This is a genomic window from Sandarakinorhabdus sp. FBCC-B8862, from assembly GCF_059745315.1.
In genome coordinates, this window is sequence record NZ_CM185574.1 from 1,327,212 (window position 1) to 1,352,159 (window position 24,948).

The 24,948-nt window shown below is 66.4% G+C and carries 22 protein-coding genes; 8 read left to right on the forward strand and 14 right to left on the reverse strand.

All coding sequences use genetic code 11. The features are described 5' to 3' along the window. The first annotated feature begins 50 nt into the window (after positions 1 to 50). Positions 51 to 1,136 (forward strand): peptidyl-alpha-hydroxyglycine alpha-amidating lyase family protein, encoded by a 1,086-nt coding sequence (locus tag AC6BOR_RS06590; protein ID WP_498060371.1) that lies wholly within the window; start codon positions 51 to 53, stop codon positions 1,134 to 1,136. A gap of 148 nt (positions 1,137 to 1,284) precedes the next feature. Here AC6BOR_RS06590 and AC6BOR_RS06595 read toward each other — a convergent pair whose 3' ends face one another. After that, positions 1,285 to 1,887, reverse strand: a complete 603-nt coding sequence (locus AC6BOR_RS06595) for a PEPxxWA-CTERM sorting domain-containing protein (RefSeq protein ID WP_498060372.1) — start codon at positions 1,885 to 1,887, stop codon at positions 1,285 to 1,287. Between the two features lie 305 nt (positions 1,888 to 2,192). Here AC6BOR_RS06595 and AC6BOR_RS06600 point away from each other — a divergent pair, with 305 nt between their 5' ends. After that, positions 2,193 to 3,167: a hypothetical protein gene (locus AC6BOR_RS06600; RefSeq protein WP_498060373.1), complete on the forward strand. Its 975-nt coding sequence runs from the start codon at positions 2,193 to 2,195 to the stop codon at positions 3,165 to 3,167. A 30-nt stretch (positions 3,168 to 3,197) separates the two neighbouring features. Here AC6BOR_RS06600 and AC6BOR_RS06605 read toward each other — a convergent pair whose 3' ends face one another. Further along, positions 3,198 to 4,460: a dicarboxylate/amino acid:cation symporter gene (locus tag AC6BOR_RS06605; protein ID WP_498060374.1), complete on the reverse strand. Its 1,263-nt coding sequence runs from the start codon at positions 4,458 to 4,460 to the stop codon at positions 3,198 to 3,200. Positions 4,461 to 4,621: 161 nt separating this feature from the next. On the opposite strand from AC6BOR_RS06605, the gene AC6BOR_RS06610 reads away from it, so the two are divergent. Genes AC6BOR_RS06610 through AC6BOR_RS06620 form a run of 3 tightly spaced genes read left to right on the forward strand, consistent with a single transcriptional unit; the run spans position 4,622 to position 6,782 of the window. Beyond that, entirely contained in the window at positions 4,622 to 5,926 is a 1,305-nt protein-coding gene (locus AC6BOR_RS06610) for a pilus assembly protein TadG-related protein (RefSeq protein WP_498060375.1), read from the forward strand. Then, positions 5,923 to 6,384, forward strand: a complete 462-nt coding sequence (locus AC6BOR_RS06615) for a TadE/TadG family type IV pilus assembly protein (protein WP_498060376.1) — start codon at positions 5,923 to 5,925, stop codon at positions 6,382 to 6,384. The genes AC6BOR_RS06610 and AC6BOR_RS06615 overlap by 4 nt, the downstream gene beginning before the upstream one ends. Next, complete coding sequence (locus AC6BOR_RS06620; protein WP_498060377.1) at positions 6,381 to 6,782, forward strand: TadE/TadG family type IV pilus assembly protein; 402 nt, start codon at positions 6,381 to 6,383, stop codon at positions 6,780 to 6,782. The genes AC6BOR_RS06615 and AC6BOR_RS06620 overlap by 4 nt, the downstream gene beginning before the upstream one ends. 3 nt (positions 6,783 to 6,785) lie before the next feature. Here AC6BOR_RS06620 and AC6BOR_RS06625 read toward each other — a convergent pair whose 3' ends face one another. Together AC6BOR_RS06625 and fsa are read right to left on the reverse strand one after the other, a co-directional pair. Next, a complete protein-coding gene (locus AC6BOR_RS06625; protein ID WP_498060378.1) occupies positions 6,786 to 7,709 on the reverse strand; it encodes a tyrosine recombinase XerC in 924 nt (307 codons plus the stop codon). Further along, entirely contained in the window at positions 7,706 to 8,359 is a 654-nt protein-coding gene (gene fsa, locus AC6BOR_RS06630) for a fructose-6-phosphate aldolase (RefSeq protein ID WP_498060379.1), read from the reverse strand. Before fsa ends, AC6BOR_RS06625 begins: the two co-directional genes overlap by 4 nt. Positions 8,360 to 8,490: 131 nt before the next feature. On the opposite strand from fsa, the gene AC6BOR_RS06635 reads away from it, so the two are divergent. Continuing rightward, on the forward strand, positions 8,491 to 9,024 hold the full coding sequence (locus AC6BOR_RS06635; protein ID WP_498060380.1) for a TIGR02594 family protein: 534 nt from the start codon (positions 8,491 to 8,493) through the stop codon (positions 9,022 to 9,024). A 58-nt stretch (positions 9,025 to 9,082) separates the two neighbouring features. On the opposite strand, the gene AC6BOR_RS06640 is transcribed toward AC6BOR_RS06635, so the two are convergent. From AC6BOR_RS06640 to AC6BOR_RS06680, 9 genes are all read right to left on the reverse strand, one after another. Continuing rightward, entirely contained in the window at positions 9,083 to 10,810 is a 1,728-nt protein-coding gene (locus AC6BOR_RS06640; RefSeq protein WP_498060619.1) for a class I adenylate-forming enzyme family protein, read from the reverse strand. Between the two features lie 78 nt (positions 10,811 to 10,888). Continuing rightward, positions 10,889 to 11,650, reverse strand: coding sequence for a nucleotidyltransferase family protein (locus AC6BOR_RS06645; RefSeq protein WP_498060620.1), 762 nt, complete (start codon positions 11,648 to 11,650; stop codon positions 10,889 to 10,891). Beyond that, entirely contained in the window at positions 11,650 to 12,621 is a 972-nt protein-coding gene (locus AC6BOR_RS06650; RefSeq protein ID WP_498060621.1) for an aminoglycoside phosphotransferase family protein, read from the reverse strand. Before AC6BOR_RS06650 ends, AC6BOR_RS06645 begins: the two co-directional genes overlap by 1 nt. Continuing rightward, positions 12,618 to 13,079 (reverse strand): tRNA (adenosine(37)-N6)-threonylcarbamoyltransferase complex ATPase subunit type 1 TsaE, encoded by a 462-nt coding sequence (gene tsaE / locus AC6BOR_RS06655; RefSeq protein ID WP_498060381.1) that lies wholly within the window; start codon positions 13,077 to 13,079, stop codon positions 12,618 to 12,620. Before tsaE ends, AC6BOR_RS06650 begins: the two co-directional genes overlap by 4 nt. Beyond that, positions 13,060 to 15,012 carry a TonB-dependent receptor domain-containing protein gene (locus AC6BOR_RS06660; protein WP_498060382.1) on the reverse strand — a complete coding sequence of 651 codons (1,953 nt, stop codon included), beginning with the start codon at positions 15,010 to 15,012 and terminating at the stop codon, positions 13,060 to 13,062. The genes tsaE and AC6BOR_RS06660 overlap by 20 nt, the downstream gene beginning before the upstream one ends. Before the next feature lie 36 nt (positions 15,013 to 15,048). Then, positions 15,049 to 17,052, reverse strand: coding sequence for a TonB-dependent receptor (locus AC6BOR_RS06665; protein ID WP_498060383.1), 2,004 nt, complete (start codon positions 17,050 to 17,052; stop codon positions 15,049 to 15,051). Between the two features lie 67 nt (positions 17,053 to 17,119). After that, complete coding sequence (locus AC6BOR_RS06670) at positions 17,120 to 19,099, reverse strand: TonB-dependent receptor domain-containing protein (protein ID WP_498060384.1); 1,980 nt, start codon at positions 19,097 to 19,099, stop codon at positions 17,120 to 17,122. A 92-nt stretch (positions 19,100 to 19,191) separates the two neighbouring features. Continuing rightward, a complete protein-coding gene (gene ahcY / locus AC6BOR_RS06675; protein ID WP_498060385.1) occupies positions 19,192 to 20,577 on the reverse strand; it encodes an adenosylhomocysteinase in 1,386 nt (461 codons plus the stop codon). A 98-nt stretch (positions 20,578 to 20,675) separates the two neighbouring features. After that, positions 20,676 to 21,566 (reverse strand): LysR family transcriptional regulator, encoded by an 891-nt coding sequence (locus tag AC6BOR_RS06680; protein WP_498060386.1) that lies wholly within the window; start codon positions 21,564 to 21,566, stop codon positions 20,676 to 20,678. 119 nt (positions 21,567 to 21,685) lie between these two features. Here AC6BOR_RS06680 and AC6BOR_RS06685 point away from each other — a divergent pair, with 119 nt between their 5' ends. Then, positions 21,686 to 22,387: an SDR family NAD(P)-dependent oxidoreductase gene (locus AC6BOR_RS06685; RefSeq protein WP_498060388.1), complete on the forward strand. Its 702-nt coding sequence runs from the start codon at positions 21,686 to 21,688 to the stop codon at positions 22,385 to 22,387. A gap of 68 nt (positions 22,388 to 22,455) precedes the next feature. Next, the gene (locus AC6BOR_RS06690; protein WP_498060389.1) at positions 22,456 to 24,555 is read left to right on the forward strand and encodes a prolyl oligopeptidase family serine peptidase; all 2,100 of its coding nucleotides are present in this window, start codon (positions 22,456 to 22,458) and stop codon (positions 24,553 to 24,555) included. Here the strand turns inward: AC6BOR_RS06690 and AC6BOR_RS06695 are convergent. Beyond that, positions 24,545 to 24,934, reverse strand: a complete 390-nt coding sequence (locus AC6BOR_RS06695) for a YbaN family protein (RefSeq protein ID WP_498060390.1) — start codon at positions 24,932 to 24,934, stop codon at positions 24,545 to 24,547. The genes AC6BOR_RS06690 and AC6BOR_RS06695 overlap by 11 nt on opposite strands. Positions 24,935 to 24,948: the final 14 nt, after the last annotated feature.

Consider the following 24,948-nt stretch of genomic DNA (forward strand, 5'->3'; position numbering starts at 1 on the left):
ACCGCCAAAGCCGATACACTCCCCCGCAACAACAAGAGGGGGGAACCATCATGCTGCGCACCATCGCCGTCACCGCACTGCTGGCCACGGCCGCCAGCGCGCAGGAGGCACCGGAAATCCGCTTCGATGCGGTCGATTTCCTCAAGCCGCCCGCCGATCTGCACCTGGGCGAAGTCGCCGGCGTCGCGCTGGGCAAGGCTGGCCAGGTCTATGTCTTCCACCGCGGCAACACCCAGGGCCCGGCCTACGCCGCCGCCGCCGCCCAGCTGCTGGAATTCGATGCCAGCGGCCGCCTGCGCCGCGAGATCGGCCACAATCTCTATGCCTGGTCCTATGCCCATGCCACGCGGGTCGATGCCGGCGGCAATATCTGGGTGGCCGACAAGGGCTCCAACATGGTGATCAAGTTCAACCCCGCCGGCCGGGTTGCCATGGTGTTTGGCCGCAAACCCGAAGCCAGCGACGAAAATGCCCGCCCGCTCGAACATCCCAGGCCGCCGCTGCCTCCAGTCGACGGCCAGTTCCGCGAAGTCACCGACATGGCGTGGGACAGCCAGGGCAACACCTATATCAGCGATGGCTACATCAATTCCCGCGTCGCCAAGGTTGCCCCCGATGGCCGCTGGCTCGGCTCATGGGGCAGCTTCGGCAGCGAACCCGGCCAGTTCAACACCCTCCACTCCATCCAGGTCGACGCGCAGGACCAGGTCTATGTCGCCGATCGCGGCAACCGCCGCATCCAGGTGTTCGACACCAACGGCAAGCTGCTGCGCATCATCCAGATCAACCTTCCCAGCCCACCCGACGCCCCCAGCGCCATCGGCAACCGCCCGGTCGTCCCCGCCGCCGGACCCGACGCCGCCCCCACCAAGACCATGATGCCCGGCGCGCCCTGGGCCCTGTGCATCACCCCCCGCACCGCCAGCGGCCAGCAATTTCTCTACGTCTCCGACGCCTGGCCCGGCCGCATCTACAAGCTCAGCCTCGACGGCAAGCTGCTCGGCTGGCTCGGCGGCGCCGGCAAACAGTTGAAGCAGTTCGGCTGGATCCACGAAATCGCCTGCCCGTCCGAGAACGCGCTCTATGTCGCCGAACTGCTGAACTGGCGGCTGCAGAAATTGACGCTGCATCCATAAGCGGGAGAAAAATGGGCCTCCGGCGGGCAGGGGCGAGGCCCCTGCACCCGATCGATTTCAGGCGGCCCTGCCAACCGGCGGACCGGTGGCCGACAAACATGGGGGCCGCCCTTCGGGACGGCCCCCCATTGCTGCGAAACGGCTGGCGTCAGGCGGCGACGCCGGTGCGGCGGCGGCGCATCGCGGCGCCGGTCAGGCCGAAACCGGCGATCAGCATGGCCCAGGTGGCCGACTCGGGCACGCCGGGAGGTGCGACGGGAGGTGCAGCGAATGTCCCGGAAAAGACAATCTTGAAATAGCCGTTGTTTGCAGTCGTGCCGGTATCGGTGTTGACCGAGAAGCCACCGGTTGCGTCGCTGGTAAGGATGCACATGCTTCCCGCTGGCGGTGCGGCATCGCACACGGATTTCTGGAATGGCGCACCGATTGGCTTGAAACCCCACGACCAATTGTCCGCATTGAACCAGTGGCTGCCATCTCCAGTGGTAAAGACACCGTTGTCGGCAGCGCCCGTGTTCTGGAACGCGTTGGCCATGGTGGTCTGCGCCAGCACGGCCAGGTTGTTCGGATCATTCATCGCAATCGCGCCGAGCAGGATACGATTGCCGCCGCAGCCGGAAAGGACCGAGGCTGCACTGGACCCGAACGTCGAGCCCATGTTGGCGGCATAGCAGAAGCTCCAGCCGCCGTTGGTAACGGTGGCCACCGAGACATTGAACTGTGGGCCCTGTGGCAGATAATCCGCAGCCATCGCCGGCATAGAGGAAACGATCATGGCTGCCGCCAAAACAGTTCGAAACATTCCACCCCCCATCAAAAAGCACTGCCGCTCATAGCCGACACGACAGGACGAAGCGGGCCGCACGGGCAGGCCGCAACACTGAATCTTGGTTAACAGAATGACTATCTTTGCGGTGGAGCCTGCTCCCCAAAATGAACCAGCGACGCCGTGGATCCGGCGAGATGATTCCCCATTTTGAACCGGACCGGGCGATCCGGAATAGGCACATGGTCATCAGCGGTTATGGTGGCTGCATCGATTGATCAGAGGACGGCATGAGCGCTTCACTTGGCGCGTACGAGATTGCGCGGTTGCTGGGGCGGCACTTCGGTGATGCCGGCAGTGTGCGCACGGTGCGCTGGCGCGCCGCGCTCGATCTGAACAACCCCACGGCCTTGCTGATCATCATGGTCGCGCTGAACGCCAATCTCGCTCACATCCGCATCGATGATCCGGCTGGCAGCGGCCTTGCGGTGGCAGACCATCGCCGCCGACCGGTCAGCCTGTCGAGCATTGCCGATTCGATGGGGGTTGCGCACGAAACCATCCGCCGCCAGGCGCTTTTTCTGCAACGGCGCGGCATGCTGCAGAAAACCGGATCCGGCTGGATCGTGCCGGCGGCGGTGCTGACGCACGGCGCCGGCAGCACCCTGCCGGCAGCCGATGCAGCCGCGCTGGCAATGCTGATCGGCGATCTCGCCCGGCTTGGCTCCGCATCGGCGCAAGCGATTGATCTGGCGGCCATGCGGGCCCTGCCGCCCGATCTGGTCGCCCGGCTGTGGAACGACTTCATCGTGCGGGCGCTGGAGGTTGCCGGCGATATCTGCGGATCGGTGCTCGATTTCTCGCTGTTCATGACCATCATCCGCATGAATGTCGAACATATCACCACCAATCCGGAGCTCACCCGCCGACATGCCGCGCTGGCCGCGATCCCCGCCGACCGTGACCGTCGGCCGGCCAGCCTGCGCGCGCTGGCACGGACCGAGCAGCAGCCCTACCCCACCATCCGGCGGCGCGTGGCTGCATTGATCGCCCGCGGTGTGGCGGAAGAAACGGATGACGGCGTGATCATTCCGGCGCGGGTGCTGATGAGCGACGCGCTGGCACGCAGCAATGTGCTGAACGTGCAGCGCGTCGAAAAGCTGTTGGGCGATCTGAAACGGCTCGGCTGCGAAGCCGCGCCGCCGCGCGCCACCTGCGGTGCAGAACGGCACCTGGCAGAGCCGGCGCTGGATTTGCCGGGTTGACCCACCGGCCGCGCCGGCGGCGCGCAGACGCTATCCCGATGCGGCCGTCTTCAGCGGCGCGTCCGACCCTTGCCCGCCATCCCACTTGGCAATCACCGCCGTCGCCACCGCATTGCCGATCACGTTCGTCGCGCTGCGGCCCATGTCGAGGAAATGATCGACGGCGAGGATCAGCAGCAGGCCGGCTTCTGGGATGTTGAAATAGGGCAGGGTGGCGGCGATGACGACGAGGGAGGCGCGCGGCACGCCGGCGATGCCTTTCGATGTGATCATCAACAGGCCCAGCATGGCCAGTTCCTGCCAGATGGTCAGATCAATGCCATAGGCCTGGGCGATGAAGATGCTGGCAAAGGCGCAATACATCATCGAGCCATCGAGGTTGAAGCTGTAGCCCAGCGGCAGCACGAAGCTGGCGATGCGGGTGGGCACGCCGAACCGCTCCATGGCGGCGAGCAGCTTGGGATAGGCAGCTTCGGATGAAGCGGTGGCGAAGGTGATCAGGAAGGGCTCGCGGATTTCCGGGATCAGCCGCTTGACCGCGCCAAAACCCAGCACCGCACTGCCGGCGCCGAGCAGGAAGGCCCACAGCACGGCGAGCGCCAGGTAAAAACCGCCGACAAACTTGCCGAAGGTGACGAGGATGCCCAGGCCTTCGACGGCGATGGAGGAGGCGATGGCGGCAAACACCGCAAACGGCGCCACCTTCATCACATAGCCGGTGATCACCAGCATCATGTGCATCACCGCATCGAGCGCGCGGTTGATCGGAGCGGCCTTTTCGCCCATGCCGATCAGGGCGACGCCGGCAAACAGGCTGAACACCACGATCTGCAGCACTTCGTTGGTGGCCATCGCCTCGAAGATGGATTTGGGGAAGATATGCCCGATGAAGTCCTTCAGGTTGAAGGCCTTGGTGGCCACACCCGAGGCGGAATCCACCGCCGGCAGCGCCAGGCCAACGCCGACACCGGGGCTGAGCAGATTGACCATCAATATGCCCAGTCCCAGGCTGAACACGCTGGCCGCGATGAACCAGGCCAGGGTGCGCACAAAGGTGCGGCCCACCGCGCTGCCGCTGCCCATGTGGGCGATGCCGACAGTGAGGGTGGAGAGCACCAGCGGCGCGATGATCATCTTGATCAGGCGCAGGAACACGTCGGTGATGATCGACAGGTAACCGGCGATCTCCTTGGCCTGCTCGGCCGGCAGGCTGGTGTTGATCGCCCATCCGACGCCAAGGCCGATCACGAGGCCGAAGAGGATATAGCGGGTGAGCGAATTGGTCGGCGTCATATGCCACCGTTCGGGCAGGCGCGCGCGCGCGTCAAGTGGGCCGGCGGACCCTGGTGACGGGCCGCAAATTGGCAGTGCCCCTGCCAGCAGCTTGCGAATCGGCACAATTCTGCTAAACAGCTGAATATAAAGCATTTTCTTAACAGAGGGTTAAGGCAGCGATGGCAGGCTTGGGTCTGGGCCGCATCCGACATGATCGCACCGCCAACATGGCGGCGATGACGGCACTGCTCATGCCAGTGCTGATCGGCGCGGCCGGCCTCACCAGCGACACGATCCAGTGGACGCTGGTGCGCCGCGCCCTGCAGCGCCAGGTCGATTCCGCTGCCCTTGCCGGTGCCTATGCCCTCACCCAGGGCCAGGATGTCAGCAGCACGGTCACCGCCGATCTCAGCAAGAACAGCAATTTCGCGCTTACCGGCACGCCCACCATCGAAAATGGCCCCAGCGCCGGCCCGTTCGCCGGCGATACCAGCGTGGTGCGGGTGCGCATCTCCTCCAGCGTGCGCCTGCCCTTCACCGGCCTGTTCATGAAATCGGCGCTGGTGATCAGCGCCGAAGCCACCGCCGGCCTGCGCCAGGATGGCGATTTCTGCATCCTGGCGCTGGACACCACCAACAGCCTGGCCATCACCAACAGCGGCAACACCACGGTGACCGCCAATTGCGGCATGCATGCCAACAGTGCCGGCGAACCCGCCATCAACGGCCAGGGCAGCGCGGTGATCACCGCCACGCCGGTTTCGGCGGTGGGCAATGTCAGCAATATCGGCAATGTGTTCGCCGCTGGCACGGTGTTCCAGCCCTATTCGGTGGCGCAGCGCGATCCCTTTGCCAGCATCGCCAATCCCACCATCAGCAATTCGCCCAACAACGGTGACGTGCGTTCCAACCAGAGCCGCAGCCTCACGCCCGGCACCTATCGCGGCATGGACATCCAGGGCACCGCCACGCTCGCGCCCGGCACCTATTTCATCGACGGCCGCAGCCAGGGCAACAACCAGAACAAGAATCTGGGCTTCAACGTCGGTTCGCAGGGCGTCGTCACCTGCCCGACCTGCACCGGTGGCGCGGGCGTCACCATCGTGCTTACCATGTCCAGCCCGCCGGCCAGCGGCACCTCCAACCTCGTTGCCGGCATGAACATCAATGCTGGCGCACGCATCTCGCTGGTGGCGCCCTCCAGCGGCACCTACAAGGGTGTGCTGTTCTTTCAGGATCGCCGCGCCACAACCATGGGTGAAACCGTTCAGGTGAATGGCAACGCGCTGTCCACGCTGCAAGGCGCCATGTATATCCCGCGCAACGAAATCCGCTTCAACGGCACCGCCGGCATGAACATCAACTGCCTGCAGATGATCGGCTATCGTCTCACCTTCAGCGGCAACAGCGCCATCACCAATGTCTGCCCGGCCAATTCCGGCTCCAGCTCGTGGAAGGGCAACACGGTGAGGTTGCTGGGATGAGGCGCCTGCTCGCCAGCCTTGCTGGCAACCGCTCCGGCGCCTCCGCGCTGGAAGTGGCGGTGATCATCCCCGTGGTCGGCGGCCTCGTCATGGTCGCGATGGACTTTTCCAACGCGTGGCTCACCCGACTGCAGCTGGAACAGGCAGCCCAGCGCGGCATCGAACTGGTGGCAGCGCGCAAGGGCGTGGCCACCAGCTACAGCTATGCCCTCACCGAAATGACAAGCGCTTGGGGCAAACCCTATACCAGCGCCACGGTGGATGCCTGGCTGGAATGTGGCGGCACGCGCCAGCAAAGCTCCACCGCCGATTGCGGCAGCCAGCAACGCGCCCGTTATGTGAAGCTGCGCATCGCCGCCACCTTCACCCCGGTGTTTGGCTGGGGCAAATTTTATGGCGGGCCCGCCGCTGGCGGCGGCGCAACGCTGGTCGGCGATGCCGTGGTGCGCGTGCAATGATCCTGAAGATCGCCCGCGCCCTCACCCGCGACCGCCGCGGCAACACCAGCGAATTCGCGCTGACGCTGCCGCTGTGGATCATCATGATCTTTGCCGTGTTCAACATTGGCCGCTTCTTCGTGGCGCGCGCCGGCATCCAGAACGGCCTGGGGGCAGCAGCGCGTGCCGCCACACTCTGGCCGCTCAAGAGCAATGGCGATCTGCAAACGGCGTTCAACAACGGCGCGTTCGGCCTGGGCAGCAACGCCACGCCCACCCTCACGTTCAGCACTGGCACATCGAACGGGCAAAGCTATGTCGATCTCGGCGTGACCTATCAGACCGGCTTCACCCTGTTGTTCATCGATGTGAACCCGGTGACGCTCACCTACACCCGGCGCGCCTACCGCCCGACCTGATGCTCAATCGGCGCGCGGGTGCGCGCTGCGCCAGGCGTCGAGCAGCTGCGCCGCATCCACTGCCGTATAGATTTGCGTTGAGGACAGGCTGGCATGGCCCAGCAATTCCTGCAGCTGCCTAAGGTCCGCCCCGCGCGCCAGCAAGTGGGTGGCAAAGCTGTGGCGCAGCGCATGCGGCGTGGCGCTGGCCGGCAGGCCTAGCCCGGCCCGCGCCGCCTGCACCGCCCGGCGCACCGTGCCGGCATCCAGCGCACCGCCGCGCGCCCCCCGGAACAAGGGCGCATCGGCGGCCATGGCAAAGGGGCAGAGCCGCACATAATCTTCTATGGCGGCGCGCACCTGCGGCAGGATCGGCACCACCCGCGTCTTGGCGCGCTTGCCGGTCACCGGCATCGCCTCGCCCAGCGGCAGCACCGCGCCGGTCAGCCCCAGCGCCTCGCCAATGCGCAGGCCCGCGCCATAGAGCAGCAGCAGCACCGCCACATCGCGCGCCGCCTGCCAGGGCTGGCGCGCGGCATCGGCCACCACATCCACCAGCTGGCCGATATCGGCCGGCGCCACCGCACGCGGCAGCCGGCGCGGCTGTTTGGGCGCCTTCAACGCGGCAATGGCATCACAGGCCAGGCCCTCGCGGCGGCGGGCCCAGGCGAAAAAGCCCTTCAGCGCCGATACCTCGCGCGCCAGGCTGGCCGCTGCCAGGCCTTCACCGCGGCGCATGGCCAGAAAGGCGCGCAGATCGGCGGCCGCCAGCCCGGCCAGCCGGCCGCCCACCACCGCGCCGCCCAGATGCTTGCCCAGAAAATCGTCAAACCGTTCCAGCGTCTGGCCATAGGCCTTCAGCGTGTGCGGCGACAGGCGGCGCTGATCGCCGCTGAAGGCGAGGAAGCGCCCAATCAGGCTGGCCAGCGGTTCGCCGGCTGCGCTCAAAGGATAGATTGCCCGGTCTTCGCCCAGTCCGCTTCGAACGCGGCCAGGCCCTTGTCGGTCAGCGCGTGATTGGCGAGCTGGCGGATCACCGCCGGCGGCATGGTGGCGACATCGGCGCCAATGCGGGCCGCGGCCAGCACATGCACAGGGCTGCGCACGCTGGCGACCAGGATTTCGGTCTGGAAATCATAATTGTCGTAAACGGTGCGGATATCCTGGATCAGCTCCATGCCGTCGTGGCCGATATCATCGAGCCGGCCAACGAAGGGCGAAATATAGGTGGCGCCGGCCTTGGCGGCGAGCAGTGCCTGGTTGGCCGAAAAGCACAGGGTCACATTGGTCTTCACGCCCTCGGCGGTCAGCGCCTTGCAGGTCTTCAGGCCATCGATGGTCAGCGGCAGCTTGATGCAGATATTGGGCGCCAGCGCGCGCAGCACGGCGGCTTCCTTCATCATCGTGGCATGATCGGGGGCCACCACCTCGGCCGACACCGGGCCATCGACGATCCCGCAGATTTCCTTCACCACCTCCAGGAAATTGCGGCCCGATTTGGCGATCAGGCTGGGATTGGTGGTGACACCATCCAACAGGCCCGTGGCGGCCAGATCGGCGATTTCGGCAACATCGGCGGTATCGGCAAAGAATTTCATGGTGGGGGCAGTCCTTCGAAGGGCGAATCTGGCGCCTCCATAGCGCAAAGCATGGCCCTGTCCTACAGGCGCGTCGTCATGATAGGATGATTTGATCCAACAGCTTCAAAATCCTACAGAAAGTGCTGCCGATGCGCCCGCTGGACTTTGCCTGCCTGGAAATCAAGTCGGCCGAACCGCCATGGCTTGGAGCGGCCCGTGCGTTGATCGGCACAAGCGAAACCGCCGGCACCGCCTCCAACCCCATCATCCTTGGCTGGGCCCGCGATCTCGGCCTCGCCTATGCGAATGATGGTGTCAGCTGGTGCGGGCTGTTCATCGCCCATGTCATCCGCACCAGCCTTGCTGGCGAGGCGCTGCCTGCCACCCCGCTCGCCGCCCGGGCCTGGAGCCGCTTCGGCATCGCGTGCCCGGTCCAGCCCGGCGCGGTGTTGACCTTCTGGCGCGGCAGCCGGGCCAGCTGGCAAGGCCATGTCGGCCTGTATGTTGGCGAAGATGCCGCCGCCTTCCACATATTGGGCGGCAACCAGGGCGATGCGGTCAACGTCAAGCGCTTCCCGCGGGAACGCTTCCTGGCCGCCCGCTGGCCCAAAACCGCCCCGCCGCCCACCGGCGGCCCCCGCCAGCTGCGCCCCGATGGCGGCTTTTCCCGCACTGAACAATAAGGGAAATTTTTTTGAATCCCGGCGAATCTGTCAAAAGTGTCAAGACCGGGCGGGGGTCTCAGCCGCCAAGCTGCTTCTTCAGCTCCGTCTTCAGGATCTTGCCATTGGCGTTGCGCGGCAGCGGTTCACGGCTGAAAAACACCTGCACCGGCACCTTGAAGGCGGCCTGGCGGGCGGCGACAAAGGCGCGCAACTCTGCCTCGTCGGCCTCGCTGCCCGGCTTCAGGGTGACGAACGCCACCGGCTCCTCCCCCAGCGTCTTGTGCGGCCGGCCAACCAGCGCGGCATCCATCACGGCGGGATGCTCGTACAGGGCGTTCTCCACCTCGACGCAATAGATATTCTCGCCGCCACGGATCAGCATGTCCTTGGCGCGGTCGATGATGAAGCAGAAGCCTTCCTCGTCGATGCGGGCCAGATCTCCGGTGCGCACCCAGCCGTCGATGAAGGTGGCCGCCGTCGCTTCCGGCTTGTTCCAGTAAAGCTTCACCACATTGGGGCCATAGCCATAAAGCTCGCCCACCTGGTTCGGCCCCAGCACCTTGCCATCGCCATCGCGCACCTGCAGATCGCACACCGGCACCGGCGGGCCACAGCTGTCGGGCCGATGCTCATAATCCTCGGCCATGTGGTGGGTGAAGGTGGCGCTGGTCTCGGTCATGCCCCAGCCGTTGCCGGGTTTGGCCTTGAACTGACTGCCGATCTGGCGGACCAGTTCGGGGGCCGATGGCGCGCCGCCGTAGGAGACGGTCTCCAGGCTCGACAGGTCATATTTGTGCCGGTCCGGATGCTCCAGGATCTGCCAGGCGATGGTCGGCACGCCGCCAGCCGAATTGCACCGCTCCCGCTCGATCAGGCCCATCGCTTCCACCACATCCCATTTGCGCATCAAGACCAGCTTCACCCCGGCAACCAGCGACGGGTTCAGCACGGCATGGCAGCCGGTGGCGTGGAAGAAGGGCACGCTGAGCAGGGTGGCCTTCTGCGGCGCATCAGGGTCGGCCGCCGGCGGGGTTTCGCCCCGCCGCAGGAAGCTGCGCGCCTGGCTGCAGGCGCTGGCCATGATGTTGGAACAGATGTTGCGGTGGGTGCCGAGCGCGCCCTTGGGCTTGCCGGTGGTGCCGCTGGTGTAGAAGATGGTGGCGTCATCCTCCGGCTGCAGGCTCAGCGCCTCGGCCGGGATGGCGCGGTCGGGCAGGCCGGCCCAGCTGTTCGGCCGGCCGATCACGGTTTCCAGCCGGCGGGCGCGGGGGTCGCCCAGCTCCATCTCGCTGGCCCGCGTCACATAGATGATTTCCAGATCGGTGCAGGCCGGCAGATGCTCCGAAATGCGGTTGTAACGCTCGGCATCGATCAGCAGGATTTTCGTGCCGCTGTCGGTCAGGCCATATTCCAGCTCGCCGCCGGTCCACCAGGCGTTCAGCGGTGTGACAATGGCCCCACACATGCTGGCGGCATAAAAGGCCACCGGCCATTCCGGGATGTTGCGCATCACCACCGCAACCCGGTCGCCCTTCTTCAGGCCATCGGCCTTCAGCTGTTCGGCCAGTGCCAGCGCCGCCCGGGCAAAGGCCTCGAACGTCACCCGTTCGTCGTCCAGCACCATGAACATCTTGTCGCCATGGGCGCGGCCGGCAGCAAAGCAATGTGCCAGGCTGGGCGGGGCGTTTTTCCACACCCGTGTCGGCCGGCCCTGGATGGAAACCGTTTCCATCTCCAGCGGCTGCCCCGGCGCCGTCAGCAGCGCGTGCGCATCGGCAATCGACATGGCTGGCCATTGAGTCATCATCATCTCCCCAAACATATTTTGGGGCACGATGCCGGAAAGCCGGGGCCGCCGCCAGCCTGTCAGAACGGCGCAGGCTCAGCCCTGGTGGAGCAGCGCTTCGGTCTCGCCGATGCTGGCCGGGGTGCCAACATGGAACCACAGGCCAGGGTGCGACAGGCCGAACATCCGCCCATTGGCCAGCGCCTTGTTCCACGCCCGCCACATGGTGAAGGGCTCGACCGGCTCGCCATCGAACAGGCGGCGGCTGATGATCTGCAGGCCGGAATAGACGAAGGGCGCGACCTTCATGCCGCTGCGCGGGGCCAGCCGCCCCAACCCATCCATGTGGAAATCGCCCCGCCCCTCATAGCCATGCGCCCGGGCGAGCGGCACCAGCAACAACAGGGCGTCCATTTGGCCTCCATCCCAGCGGCTGGCCAGCAGGCGCAACGTGTCGATGGGGCCATCGATCCACATATTGTCGGCGTTGATGGTGTAAAACGCCTCACCTTCCAGCAGCGGCAGCGCCTTGGTGATGCCGCCGCCGGTTTCCAGCAGCAGGCCGCGCTCGTCCGACACGTCGATGCTTGTGGGTGTGGAACGCGCCTTGACCGCCGCCTCGATCTGATCGGCGAAATAATGGGCGTTCACCACGGCATGGCCGATGCCGGCCGCTGCCACCCGGTCCAGCGCGCGGTCGAGCAGGCTGCGCCCTGCCACCTCGATCAGCGGCTTGGGCCGCGTCGCCGTCAGCGGCCGCATGCGCTTGCCAAGGCCGGCGGCCATCACCATGGCACTGGCCGGCAGCGTGCAATCGATGTGCGGCACCAGGCTGAGCGGCGGACGGATCTTGCCCATCACGTCACCACAACGCCATGGCGGGCGCTGGCCGGCACATGGGCATCAAACCAGGCCTTGACCGGCGCCAGCGCCGGATGGGCCAGATTGGCGTTGACCAATTCCCACAGCCGCGGGTGGAACCGCGGATAGGCCGGCTTGCCATCACGGACATAAAGCCGGGTGAACACGCCGAGGATCTTGATGTTCCGCTGCGCCGCCAGAATGGCATAGGCGGTGCGGAACGCCGCTTCATCGAGGCCCGGCCGGGCGGCGATATACCGCTCCAGCATGGCCGCTTCCAGTTCGGGTGAGACGACGCGCCGGATATCCTGCAACAGACTGGCCAGATCATAGGCCGGGTGGCCGGCCAGCGCGTCCTGATAATCCAGCAGGCCCAGCCGCTTCAGCCCCGGCCGGTCGAGCAGCATCAGATTGTCGGCATGATAATCGCGCAGCACCAGCACCGGCGGATGCCTGAACAGGGCCGGCCACAACGGCGCCCATGCCGCGTCATAGCCCGGCGCCTCGGCAAGGCCGACAGCCGGCAGATACCAATCCGGAAACAGCCGGGCCTCGCGCAGATATTCCGCCTCATTATAGGGCGGCACATCGGCCGGCGGATGGCGGTGCAGTTCGGCCAGGATGTCGACGGCCGCACCATAAATCTCGTGCTCGGCGCTGGCATCGTCGGCCAGCACCGGGTTCACCCGCGCATCGCCAAAATCCTCCAGCAACACCAGGCCCTGCGCCAGATCGCTGGCGAGCGCCTGCGGGGCGGAAAAGCCCAGGTCATGCAGATGGCGGCCAATGGCGAGGAAGGGGCGCGAATCCTCCTTATCGGGCGGTGCGTCCATCAACACCGCGGTGCGGCCCTGCAACTCCACCCGGAAATAACGGCGGAAACTGGCATCGCCGGCGAGCGGGCGCACGGCGGCGCCGCCCCAGCCATGGGCGTTGAGGAAGGCGCCGGTGCCGGGCGGCGGGATCATGCTGGCAAGATTGGTGGCCACCGCCCCTCCCAAGCCGGTGGCGCGGCCCAAGTCAAGCGGCGCGGCGCATCCCCGCTGCCGTCCAGCTGCAGCCGCAGCGCATCGGCGGGCAATCGCGCCCCCAGCCGATCCGGCCATTCGATCAGCAGCGCGGCATCCGTTTCAAACAGGCCCAGCGCATCGACCTCGGCCGGCGATTGCAGCCGATACAGATCGCAATGCCACACCGGCACCGGCAGATCCTCATAGGGCTGCACCAGCGTGAAGGTGGGCGACGGCACATCGCCGGCCCAACCCAGCGCTTGCAGCAGATGGCGCGCCAGCGTGGATTTGCCGGCGCCCAGATCGCCGAACAGCGCGATGGTGTCGCCGGCCCGCAGCACAGTGGCCAGCGCTGCCGCGACCCGCGCCGTCGCCGCCGCATCGGGCAGGATCAACTCAGAAATCGATGGTGACATAAGCCTGTGCCAACCGGCCGGGAATGGGGCCATAGGCCCCCGCCCCGCGCAGATCATAGCCTTCGACATCGAAAACATTGCTCAGCTGCACGCGCAGCAGCGCATTGTTGCCCGCCAGCTTGAAGCGATAGCGCCCGCCCAGATCGACGATGGTGCGGGCCGGCACCGCCACGCTGTTGCTGACGGTCGCGGTTTCCGAACTGCGATAGGCCAGCCGCGCATCAAACGACAAGCCGTCGGCAAAGCCCGGCCGCCAATCGGCGCTCAGCTCAAACCGCTGGCCGATCGCACCGACCGGCCGCTCCCCGATGCGCCCGGGCACGGCACCCGGCGCCGTCACCTTCGGCCACAACCACACGCCACCGGCGACGATCGACAGGCTTGGCGTGATCGGCCCGGCGATGCTGGCCTCCACCCCGCGGTTGACGACATCGCCCAGCACATCAAAACGGCCGGCGGCATCCAGGTTGAAATAGGGTTTGCTGATGTCGAACACGCCGGCCACCAGCTTGATCTGATCCGTCAGCGCAAAGCGCAGCCCGGCGTCGAACTGGCGGGTGGTGATCGCCGGCAGCGCCTCGTTGCGGTTGATGGCATTGCCCGGCGCCACGCCGGATTCCTCGAGGCCGTTGACCGTGCCGGCATAGACCACCAGCCGGTCCGACAAATTGGCCGCCAGCGTGACGTTGTAGAGCAACAGCCGCGCATCGGTGGCCTGAATACCCCCGGTCGGCAGATCGATGCGCTTCTTGTAATCGGTCCACTGCAGCCCGGCGGCAAGCTCGCCCACGCCCAGCCAGCGCCCCTCATAGGCGATGCCACCAGTGATCTGCTTCACATCGTCAAACTGCTGGGCGCTGAACCGGAACGGCGGTTCCGACACCCGGCTCGGCGTGTCGATCTGCACCGGGCCCAGTTCCAGCGTATCCGATCCGCCAAAGCGGCGATCCCCGCTGCGGCCACGCACGGCAAGGTGGATCTGGTGCCGGCGCGGGCCATCATCGATCTGGCGGGTCAGCCGCACCTCCCCCGACACGGCGGCAAAGGCCAGGCGCGGATCAACGATCACCCGCTGCGTGCCGGTGCGATCGGGCAGCAGGCCGCGCACCAGGTTGGTCATCTGCCGGTCGCGGTGGCGGCTCGATCGGAACAGGCCGGCGCGCAACTGCCACTGTGGGGCCAGCTGCCAATCGGCCAGCACGCCGATATTGGCATCAAAGCCGCTGCCGTTCACCCAATCCGGGCCAAAGCGCTGGCGGCGCGGCAGCAGCGGCGGCAGAAACTCCGTCGCTGTCTGGAAGGTCAGGCGATGGTCGTCCAGCGTCTGGTGCAGCAGGCTGGCAAAGGGCATCAGCGTCACGCCCGGCGCCGGCATCCAGCGGGCGATCAGCGTGCCGCCAAAACTGTCTTCGCGCGTCTTGTCCAGGCCGTTTTCCAGCCGGACCGATGCGCCCAGGCCAAAGCTCAGCGTGTCGCTGGCCGGCAGCACGGCATCCACCTCAGCGTTCAACGTGCCCCAGGCATCGGCCAGCAGCAGCGCGCTGCCGGCGGCCGTGCTGCCGGGGCGACGGAAGCCGAAATCCACCAGCCCGGTGGGCGCCGGAAACGGGCTGCCCAGCGCCGACAGGCCCACGCGGATGGTGGTGGTGCGGCTGATCCTTGTGGAGGGCGGCACCACCGGATCAAAATACAGGCCATCAATGCGGACATTGCCGGCGGCAATCGGCGAAAAGCCGCGCACATTCATCTGGTTGTAAATTCCGATCACCTCGCGGCCGACCGTGCTGCCAAAGGCATCGCCGGCCTGGCGCACGGCATTTTCCGCCGCCCGCGCCCCGGTGGCGGCAATATCGGCCGGCGGTGGCGGCGCGGTTAGCGCCGCCACGGGCGCGGCCAGCAGCAACACCGCCGCGATCATCGTTTCCCCTGTCATGCCCCCCGGTTCGCCGCTTTCGCCAGCGACTGCAAGTCAGAAATCGACAGTGAGATAGGCCTGGGTGACACGGCCCGGCAACACGGTGTAGGCATTGGCCCCGCGCAGATCAAAGCCTTGCTGGCTGGTCAGGTTGGTGGTCTGGATGCGCAGCACCGCGTCATTGCCGGCCAGCTTGAACCGGTAGCGGCCACCCAGATCGATCAGCGTGCGGGTTGGCACCGAGACAAGATTGTTGACCGTCGCAACTTCGGGCGAACGGTAGGACAGACGCATGTCGAGCGAAAGTCCGGGGGCAAAGCCCGGGCGCCAATCGGCGGAAAACTCGATCCGCTCACCAATGGCGCCCACCGGCAGCCGGCCGACCAGGCCGCGGGTGACGGCATCGCCCGTCACCTCGGGCCGCAGCAGCACCGCGCCGGCCACGATCGACAATTCATCGGTTAGTGGCCCGGCCAGCGAGGCTTCAACCCCGCGATTGATCACGTCGCCCAGCACATCAAAGCGGCCGGCAGTGTTGAGGTTGAAATAGGGCTTGGACACCTGGAACAGCCCAGCGACGAGCCGCATGCCACCGCCCAGCGCCACCCGCACCCCGGCATCATATTGGCGGGTCTGGATTGCCGGCAGCGCCTCGTTGCGGTTGATGGCGAAATTCGGCGCCACGCCCGATTCCTCGAGGCCGGTGACCACCCCGCCATAGATGGTCAAGCCAGGCGTCACCTGCACGGCGGCGGTGACATTGTACAGCCATGGGCTGGCATCGGTGTTGGTCAGTGCGCCGGGCAGGCCGATGCGCTTGCGGTAATCGCTCTTCTGAACGCCCACCGACAGCTCGCCCACACCGGCCCAGCGCCCCTCATAGGCAAGGCCGCCGGTCCATTGGCGGACATGGTCGGTCTGCTGCTGGCCATAGACGAGGTTGGGCACCGGCACATCGGGGGCGACGGTGAGGATATTGACCGTGCCGACGACGAAATCCGTGGCACCGCCAAAGCGGCGATAGGCCTGGCGGCCGCGCAGGGTGAGATGAAGCTGATGGCTTCGCGGGCCATCAGCGATCTGCCGCGTCAGCCGCAGCTCGCCGCTGGTCGAGGCGTTGTAGAGGGTCGGATTGCCGGTGATGGTCTGGATGCCGATCCCGGCTGGATCGGTGATGCGCACCAGGTTGGCATAGGAATCGCGCACCACCCGCTGTGATCGGAACAGCCCGGCGCGCACCAGCCAGCCGCTGCCGATGGTCCAATCGGCAACCGCGCCGGCGTTCACTTCGGTGTCGCCGCCGCGCGACCACCACGGGCCGAAGAACTGGCGGCGCGGCAGCCGGGGCGGCAGGAAATTGCCCTGTGGCACCGAAATCGGGCCATGATCATCGATCGGGGTTTCGCTGACATTGAGGAAGGGCAGCAGCGAAAAATCGGCAGAGGGCTTCCATTCGGCGATGAAGGCGCCTTCATATTTGTGATCACGGGTGCGGTTGAAACCGCTTTCCAGCTGGAGGCCGGCACCCACGCCGACCGCCAACGTGGAAGACACCGGAAGGCTGGCGTCAAATTCCGCCGTGGGGGTGTTCCACGTGTTGTAACCGATCAGCAGGCTGGCCGCCGCCTCCTGCCCCGGCCGCCGCAGGCCCAGATCAACAATGCCGGTGGGCGCCGGAAAGGCGCTGCCCAGCGCCGACGGGCCAACCCGGATCGCCGTCGCCCGCACCAGCCGGCTGGACGGCACGACGATGGGATCGAAATACAGCCCATCGATGCGCACATTGCCCGCCACCACGGGGGAAAAGCCGCGCACCCGTTCGCGGCTGTACAGGCCCGAAACCTCGCGGCCGATGCTGGTGCCAAAGGCATCGCCGGCCTGGCGCACGGCATTTTCGGCAGACCGGCTGCCAGTGGCGGCGACGGCGGGCGTATCGGTGGGGGCGGCATGGTCCGCATCGGGCGCGTCGGCCGGCGGCGTGCTGTCGTTCGAGGCGGGCTGTGCCAGCGCCGACGCCGCCATCAGCAGCATCAGGAACGAGATGAGGGACCCTGTCATCCCCCGTGCATGGGCAGGCGGCTGGCCAGCGTCCAGCGGAAAAAGCGCGTAGGCGCCGGCACCCTGTTCAAAAGTCCATGGTCAGATAGAGCTGCGCCCAGCGGCCATCATTGATGCGATAGCTGCCCGGCCCGTCAAGCGAGACGCCATTGACCCCGCCGGCATTGACGATCTGGGCCCGCAGCACCGCAGCCTTACCGGCCAGCCGGAAGGCATAGCGTGCGCCCAGATCAACAAAGGTCTGCGCCGGGATCGCCACCAGATTGTTGACCGTGGCGATGGTCGCGCTGTTGGCAAAAACGCCGATGTCGAACGACAGGCCCGGCGCAAAGGGCGGCCGCCAATCGGCCGAGAGGTTGAGGCGGCGGCGGATGGCGCCCACCGGGCGCGGGCCGGTGAGGCCGCGCGCCACGGCATCGCCGGTCACGCGCGGATCGCTGAGCACAGCGCCGGCGACAACCGACAGGCTGGGGGTCAACGGGCCGGACAGGCTGGCTTCCAAGCCGCGGCTCACCACCCGGCCCAGCGGGCCAAATCGCCCGGCCGGATCAAGATTGAAATAGGGCTTCGACAGCTGGAACAGCCCGCCCACCACGGTGACAGCGCCAAACCGCTGGCGCAGCCCGGCATCGAACTGGCGGGTGATGATGGCCGGCAGGGCTTCGTTGCGATTGACGGCATTGGCCGGGGCCACCCCTGATTCCTCGATGCCCGTGACGAAGCCGCCATAGGCTTCGCTGCCCACCCCCAAACGGATGGCGGCATTGGCATTGATCAGCCAGGGCGCGGCATCGGTGGCGGTCTTGAACCCCGGCAGGCCGATGCGCTTGGCATAATTGCTGCGCTGCACCCCAAGCGAAAGCGCGCCGACGCCGTCCCATTCGCCTTCATAGCCAAGGGCGCCGGTCCACTGCCGCACGCGGTCCTCCTCCTGCGCGCCAAAGCGGAACTGCGGCTGCGGCGCGGTGCCGATGGTGCCGATGGTGGTGGGCCCCAGATCGATCGCATCGCTGCCACCAAAACGGCGATAGGCGCTGCGGCCACGCACAGCCAGATGCAGCCGGTGGGTGCGCGGGCCATCGGCGAGGCTGCGGGTCAGCCGCACCTCGCCGCTGGTCGACACAAAGAACAGCCGCGGATCGGCCAGCACCAGCTGGCGGGCGCGGCCATCCGGCCGCACATCGGTCAGCAGGTTGGAAAAATCCTGCCCGAACGCCAGCGAGGATCGGAACAGGCCGGCCTTCAACTGCCAGCCCTCGGCCAGCGTCCAATCCAGGATGGCACCGGCATTCACCCCGGTGCTCCGGCTCTGCAACCAGGCCGGGCCAACGAAGCGACGCCGGGGCGGATCGGGCGGCAGCAGGTCATCGGCGGGCAGAAACGCCGGGCCAACATCATCGCGCGGCACCCGGGAAAGCTGCAGGAACGGGATCAGGCGCAGCCGGTCGCTGGGCCGCCAGTTGGCGAAGATGGCGGCTTCGCGGGTATGGCTGACCGTGTTGTTGACAAAGCGGCCATCGCCCCAGGTCAGACCGGCACCGATCGCCAGCCGGCCCGTGATGGGCAGCGCCACATCCAGTTCGGCCTGGCGGCCGCCAAAACTGTCGAGGCTGACAAGGGCAGAGCCGGCCGCCGCGTCATCCGGCAGACGCAGGCCGATATCAACGATGCCGGTGGGCGCCGGAAACGGGCTGGCAATGGCAGACGGTCCGACGCGGATGCTGGTCGCCCCACTGATCCGGTCCGACGGAAAGGCAACCGGATCGAAATAAAGCCCGTCGATGCGAACATTGCCGGCCGCCACTGGCGAGAAGCCGCGGATATCATCGGCGTTGTACAGGCCGATTTCTTCCCGCCCGATGACCGTACCAAAGGCATCGCCGGCACCGCGCACGGCATTTTCGCCGGAACGGTTGCCGGCAGCCGGGGTAGTGGTGACCGTGGGCGCAGCAGCATCTGCAGCGGGCGCCAGATCTGCGGACTGAGCGGCCGCCGGCGCAGCAATCAGCAGCAGTGTGGCAACGGAACAAGTGGCCGGCCGGGCCATGGTGAACCCTTCAGACTGTGTTGCCCGCCTCATACGCAAAACAGGCCGGCGGGCAAGTCCCCGCCGGCCTGCAATTGCCGATCCGGATCGGATCAATAACGATAGTGGTCCGGCTTGAACGGCCCGCTCGATTCGACGCCGATATAGGCTGCCTGCTTGGGGCTGAGCGTCGTCAGCTTCACGCCCAGCTTGTCGAGGTGCAGGCGGGCGACCTTCTCGTCGAGATGCTTGGGCAACACATAGACCTTGTTGTCGTATTGCTCGCTCTTGGTCCACAACTCGATCTGGGCCAGCACCTGGTTGGTGAAGCTGGCCGACATCACGAAGCTGGGGTGGCCGGTGGCGCAGCCCAGGTTCACCAGCCGGCCCTTGGCCAGCACGATGATCTGGTTGCCATCGGGGAATTCCACGATGTCGGTGCCCGGCTTCACTTCCGTCCACTTGTAGTTGGACAGGGCGGAAATCTGGATCTCGCTGTCAAAATGGCCGATGTTGCAGACGATGCTGTTGGGCCGCATCGCCTTCATGTGCTCGGCAGTGATCACATCCATGTTGCCGGTGGCGGTGACGAAGATGTCCGCCCGCTTCACGGCGTCTTCCATGGTGACGACCTCAAAGCCTTCCATCGCGGCCTGCAGGGCGCAGATCGGGTCAATCTCGGTCACCATCACGCGGGCGCCGCCGTTGCGCAAGCTGTGCGCCGAACCCTTGCCGACATCGCCAAAGCCGGCAACGCAGGCGACCTTGCCGGCCAGCATCACGTCGGTGGCACGACGGATGGCATCAACCAGCGATTCCTTGCAGCCATAGAGATTGTCGAACTTCGACTTGGTGACGCTGTCGTTCACGTTGATCGCCGGGAACGGCAGCCGGCCTTGCTTGGCCAGTTCATACAGGCGGTGCACGCCGGTGGTGGTTTCTTCGGATACACCCTTCAGATTCTTCACCGTCTGGGTGAGGTAACCGGGGCGGGCGGCGACAAAGGCCTTGAGCGCGCGCTGGAATTCCACCTCTTCGGCATTTTCCGGCTCGCCCATGGTCTCGCCAGCTTCCAGCCGGGCACCCCACAGCGCGAACATGGTGGCATCCCCACCATCGTCCAGAATGATGTTGGCGGTCTCGTCACCCCAGTCAAAGATGCGGCCGACATAGTCCCAATAATCCGCCAGGCTCTCACCCTTGATGGCATAGACCGGGATGCCGCGCGCGGCGATGGCGGCGGCGGCATGGTCCTGGGTGGAAAAGATGTTGCAGGTGGCCCAGCGCACATCGGCGCCCAGTTCGACCAGCGTTTCGATCAGCACCGCGGTCTGGATCGTCATGTGCAGCGACCCGGTGATGCGCGCGCCCTTCAGCGGCTTGGCCGCGCCAAATTCGGCACGCAGCGCCATCAGGCCGGGCATTTCGGTTTCGGCGATGGCAATCTCGCGGCGGCCGAAATCGGCCAGGCTGAGATCGGCGATGGCATGGTCGGCCATGGGAATGGTTCCTGTGCAAGGCAAATGAATTTGTCGCGTCCCTAGTGTGCTGACGCAAACCGAGCAAGCATAAAGATTACTTTATATGATGCGGCAAATCAGCGGCCGAGCTGGGCGCGCAGGAAATCCAGCCCGGCGCGGATCTTGGGCGGCAACAGCGTGCGGCTGGCATAGAGCAGCCAGGCGTTGCTGCCAAAGGCGGTGCTGCTGGCCTCATGCTCGGGCAACAGCGACACCAGCTGGCCGGCCGCCAGCGCATCGGCCACCAGCCAATCGGTAAGCAGCGTGGCGCCCAGCCCGTCGATGCAGGCGGCCTTCACCGCCATTGGCGAGGATATGGCGATGGGGCCATCCACCGCCACGGTTTCCGCGCCGCCGCCGGGCCCGGAAAAGCGCCACTGCCGCCGCTGCAGCGGGCCGGCAAACAACAGGCAGGGCTTGCCGGCCAGATCGGCCGGGGCCGAAACCGGACCATGGCGCGCCACCCAGGCCGGCGCGGCATAGACATGATAGCGGCTGGGGTGCAGCGGCAGCCCGATCAGGCCGGGCGGGATCGTGGGGGACATGCGGATGGCGATGTCCACCGGCTCGGTGACGAGATCAACCAGCCGGTCGGTCAGGATCAGCTCCACCTCCAGCCCCGGATGCGCCGCGCGCAGCGCTGGCAGCAAGGGCACCAGCCGGATCGTGCCATAGGCGACCGAGGCGCTGATCGTCAGCCGGCCAGCCACGGTGCTGCCGCGCGCCATCTCCGCCGCGCCGGCCAGATCGCGCACCAGCGGCTCAACCGTCGCCAGATACCGGCTGCCGGCCTCGGTCAGGGCGAGGCGGCGGGTGGTGCGCTGGAACAGGCGGAAGCCCAGTTCGGCCTCCAGCCCAGCGATGGCGCGGCTGATCAGGCTGGGGTCCACCACCCGCTGGCGCGCCACCGGGGAAAAGCCGCCGGCATGGGCGACATCGATGAACAGGCGCAGGGTGGCAAGCTCCATGGCGGCAGTATTGATGCAATTTCCGCATGAAACAATGGCGCTGGCGCCGGTTTTTCGCCCCTCCAGTCCGGAATATCCCGGCTGCAGCAGAAACGCTGCTGAGACAGAGGAGAGAGACGATGATGATCCGTAACAGCATTGCCCTGGTGACGGGCGCCAACCGCGGCATTGGTGCCGCCCTGGTCGATGCCCTGCTCGCCGCCGGTGCCGCCAAGGTCTATGCCGCCGCCCGCCAGCCGGTGGCGCACGCCGATCCGCGCGTGGTGCCGCTGGTGCTGGATGTGGCCGATCCGGCCGCCATTGCCGCCGCCGCCGAACGGGCCGGCGACGTCACGCTGTTGATCAACAATGCCGGCGTCCTGGAAGGCGGCGATATTTTCACCGCCGGTGCCGATGCGGTGGAACGCCAGCTGGTGGTCAACGGCCTTGCCCCGCTGCGGCTGGCGGCGGCCTTTGCCCCGGCGCTGCGGCGCAGCCAGGGCGCGATTGCCAATATCCTGTCGGTGGTGGCGCTGGCGCCGATGCCGGGCCTCGCCAGTTACAGCGCCAGCAAGGCGCTCGCCGCGTCGCTCACCGGCTCGCTGCGCGCCAGCCTGGCCGGCGACGGCGTCAGCGTCCACGCCGTGTTCCCCGGCCCGGTTGACACCGACATGGCCGCGGAGATCGACATGCCCAAGACCAGCCCGGCCGATGTCGCCGCCGCCGTGCTGGCCGGGATCGAAGCCGGCGATGCCGAAATCTTCCCGGATGCGTTCGCCCGCCAGATCGCGGCCGGCTGGTATCAGGATCCCCGCGCGGTGGCGGCGCAATTTGCCGCCTGATCAACGCCGGGCTGGAAAAGCGGCGCGCACCTTGCCAAGGTGCGCGCCGTTGCCGTTTTGGGGAGATAATGGCCGTGCGCCTCTTTGCCGTGAGTGTGATGCTGATGTCTGCTGCTGCCGCTGTTGCCGCCCCGATTGCCTATCCGGCCACGAAAGCCGGCCCGGAGGTGGAGGCCCGCCACAGCATCAGCGTGCCCGATCCCTATCGCTGGCTGGAAGCCGATGTGCGCACCGAACCGCAGGTGGCGAACTGGGTCGAAGCACAGAACCAGGTGACCATGGCCTATCTCGCCGGCCTGCCGAAGCGCGAGGCCATCCGGCAGCGCCTGACCGAGCTGTATAATTTCGAACGCTTCGGCCTGCCGCGCGTGCGCGGCGGCGTGCAGTTCTTCACCCGCAATTCGGGCCTGCAGAACCAGTCTGTCCTCTATGTCCAGGCGCCGGGAGCCGAGCCACGCGTGCTGATCGATCCCAATCCCTGGGCCAAGGATGGTGCCACCGCGCTGGCCGAATGGCAGCCGTCGGAGGATGGCAAGCTGCTCGTCTATGCCGTGCAGGATGGCGGCACCGATTGGCGCACGCTCAAGCTGCGCGACGTGGCGACCGGCCAGGATCTGCCCGACGTGATCGAATGGGTGAAATCCAGCGCCATCGCCTGGAAGAAGGATGGTTCGGGTTTTTATTACAGCCGCTTCCCCGAACAGGCCGGGCCGAAATATCTCGGCGTCAGCCTCAACCAGAAGCTTTATTTCCACAGGCTGGGCACGCCGCAATCGGCCGACACGCTGATCTTTGAAACGCCGGAACATCCCAAGCGCGGCCATTTCGGCCAGGTGACGGACGATGGCCGCTGGCTGCTGATCATCACCGCCGAAGGCACCGACGACCGTTATGAAGTGCGGATTGCCGACATCGCCAAGGGCGAAAAGCCGCGCGCGCTGGTGACCGGGCTTGATCATGACTGGTCGCTGGCCGGATCACAGGGCGACACGCTCTATTTCCGCACCAACAAGGATGCGCCGCGCGGCCGCATCGTGGCGATGAACGCCATCACCGGTGCCATTTCCGAAGTGGTGGGCCAGGGCCCGGCCACGCTGAACAGCGCCTCGCTGCTCGGCAACCGGCTGGTGGCGGAAACGCTGGAAGACGCCAAATCGGTGGTGCGTCTCTATGCGCTCGACGGCAAGCCGCTGGGCGTGGTGCCACTGCCCGGCATCGGCACCGCCGGCGGCTTTGAATCGTCGGAAGACGGCAAGACCTATTTCGGCTTCTCCAGCTTTGCGACGCCGGCCTCGATCTGGCGTTATGATGCGGCCAGCAACCAGGTGGAGCTGGTGCGCCAGGCCAAGGTCGCCTTCAACCCGGCCGATTACACGGTCAGCCAGATCTTCTACACGTCGAAGGATGGCACCAAGGTGCCGATGTTCGTGGCGCACCGCAAGGATCTGGACCTGTCGAAGCCGCACCCGACCCTGCTCTACAGCTATGGCGGGTTCAACATCAGTCAGACGCCGGGCTTCAGCGTCAGCCGGCTGGTGTGGATGGAAATGGGCGGCGTGTTCGCGCTGGCCAATATCCGTGGTGGCGGCGAATATGGCAAGGCCTGGCACGATGGCGGCCGGCTCCTCAACAAGCAGAATGTGTTCGATGATTTCATCGCCGCCGGCGAAGCGCTGGTGGCAAAGGGCATCACCACCAAGGGCCAGCTCGCCATCCAGGGCGGCTCCAACGGCGGCCTGCTGGTGGGTGCCGTCACCAACCAGCGCCCCGATCTGTTCGCCGCGGCGCTGCCGGCCGTGGGCGTGATGGACATGCTGCGCTATGCCAACTGGACGGCCGGCCGCTATTGGGTGGATGATTATGGCGATGTGACGAAGCCGGAATTTTTCCGCTACAACCTCGCCTACAGCCCCTATCACAACGTGAAATCGGGCAAGGATTATCCCGCCATCCTGGTGACCACGGCCGACACCGACGACCGGGTGGTGCCGGGCCACAGCTTCAAATATGCCGCCGCGCTGCAGGCGGCCAAGATTGGCGACAAGCCGCACCTCATCCGCATCGAAACCCGCGCCGGCCACGGCAGCGGCAAGCCGACTGACAAGATCATCGCCGAAGCCGCCGATCTGTGGGCCTTCGCCGGTTACTGGACCGGGCTTACGAAGTAGGCGGCGGCTTGGGCCCGCTGGGGCGGGTGAGGATGAACAGGCTGGTGGCCGGCAGGATCACCGCCTGGATGATGATCACCCGGCTTGGCGCGCCAACGATCCAACTGGCGGCAAACACGCCGCCCATCGAAACGATGGCCAGCAGCTTGGCGCGCGGGCTGATGGCGCCATGCTCTTCCCAATTGCGGATGAGTGGCCCGAAGGTGCGGTTGGCCAGCAGCCAGGCGTGCAGGCGCGGGGAGCCATTGGCAAAGGCCCAGGCCGCCAGCAGCACGAACGGCGTCGTAGGCAGCAGCGGCAGCACGATGCCGGCAATGCCGAGCGCCAGACTGGTGAAGCCGAGCAGGAGCCACAGGGGCCGGAACAGGGGCCGGAACATGCCCCAGCCATAGC

Bases quoted from the DNA above. Each gene is read 5' to 3' on its own strand.
- AC6BOR_RS06590 (WP_498060371.1), top strand. From the start codon at position 51: ATGCTGCGCACCATCGCCGTCACCGCACTGCTGGCCACGGCCGCCAGC.
- AC6BOR_RS06595 (WP_498060372.1), bottom strand. From the start codon at position 1,887: ATGGCTGCGGATTATCTGCCACAGGGCCCACAGTTCAATGTCTCGGTG.
- AC6BOR_RS06600 (WP_498060373.1), top strand. From the start codon at position 2,193: ATGAGCGCTTCACTTGGCGCGTACGAGATTGCGCGGTTGCTGGGGCGG.
- AC6BOR_RS06605 (WP_498060374.1), bottom strand. From the start codon at position 4,460: ATGACGCCGACCAATTCGCTCACCCGCTATATCCTCTTCGGCCTCGTG.
- AC6BOR_RS06610 (WP_498060375.1), top strand. From the start codon at position 4,622: ATGGCAGGCTTGGGTCTGGGCCGCATCCGACATGATCGCACCGCCAAC.
- AC6BOR_RS06615 (WP_498060376.1), top strand. From the start codon at position 5,923: ATGAGGCGCCTGCTCGCCAGCCTTGCTGGCAACCGCTCCGGCGCCTCC.
- AC6BOR_RS06620 (WP_498060377.1), top strand. From the start codon at position 6,381: ATGATCCTGAAGATCGCCCGCGCCCTCACCCGCGACCGCCGCGGCAAC.
- fsa (WP_498060379.1), bottom strand. From the start codon at position 8,359: ATGAAATTCTTTGCCGATACCGCCGATGTTGCCGAAATCGCCGATCTG.
- AC6BOR_RS06635 (WP_498060380.1), top strand. From the start codon at position 8,491: ATGCGCCCGCTGGACTTTGCCTGCCTGGAAATCAAGTCGGCCGAACCG.
- AC6BOR_RS06640 (WP_498060619.1), bottom strand. From the start codon at position 10,810: ATGACTCAATGGCCAGCCATGTCGATTGCCGATGCGCACGCGCTGCTG.
- AC6BOR_RS06645 (WP_498060620.1), bottom strand. From the start codon at position 11,650: ATGGGCAAGATCCGTCCGCCGCTCAGCCTGGTGCCGCACATCGATTGC.
- AC6BOR_RS06650 (WP_498060621.1), bottom strand. From the start codon at position 12,621: ATGATCCCGCCGCCCGGCACCGGCGCCTTCCTCAACGCCCATGGCTGG.
- tsaE (WP_498060381.1), bottom strand. From the start codon at position 13,079: ATGTCACCATCGATTTCTGAGTTGATCCTGCCCGATGCGGCGGCGACG.
- AC6BOR_RS06660 (WP_498060382.1), bottom strand. From the start codon at position 15,012: ATGACAGGGGAAACGATGATCGCGGCGGTGTTGCTGCTGGCCGCGCCC.
- AC6BOR_RS06665 (WP_498060383.1), bottom strand. From the start codon at position 17,052: ATGACAGGGTCCCTCATCTCGTTCCTGATGCTGCTGATGGCGGCGTCG.
- AC6BOR_RS06670 (WP_498060384.1), bottom strand. From the start codon at position 19,099: ATGGCCCGGCCGGCCACTTGTTCCGTTGCCACACTGCTGCTGATTGCT.
- ahcY (WP_498060385.1), bottom strand. From the start codon at position 20,577: ATGGCCGACCATGCCATCGCCGATCTCAGCCTGGCCGATTTCGGCCGC.
- AC6BOR_RS06680 (WP_498060386.1), bottom strand. From the start codon at position 21,566: ATGGAGCTTGCCACCCTGCGCCTGTTCATCGATGTCGCCCATGCCGGC.
- AC6BOR_RS06685 (WP_498060388.1), top strand. From the start codon at position 21,686: ATGATGATCCGTAACAGCATTGCCCTGGTGACGGGCGCCAACCGCGGC.
- AC6BOR_RS06690 (WP_498060389.1), top strand. From the start codon at position 22,456: ATGGCCGTGCGCCTCTTTGCCGTGAGTGTGATGCTGATGTCTGCTGCT.
- AC6BOR_RS06695 (WP_498060390.1), bottom strand. From the start codon at position 24,934: ATGTTCCGGCCCCTGTTCCGGCCCCTGTGGCTCCTGCTCGGCTTCACC.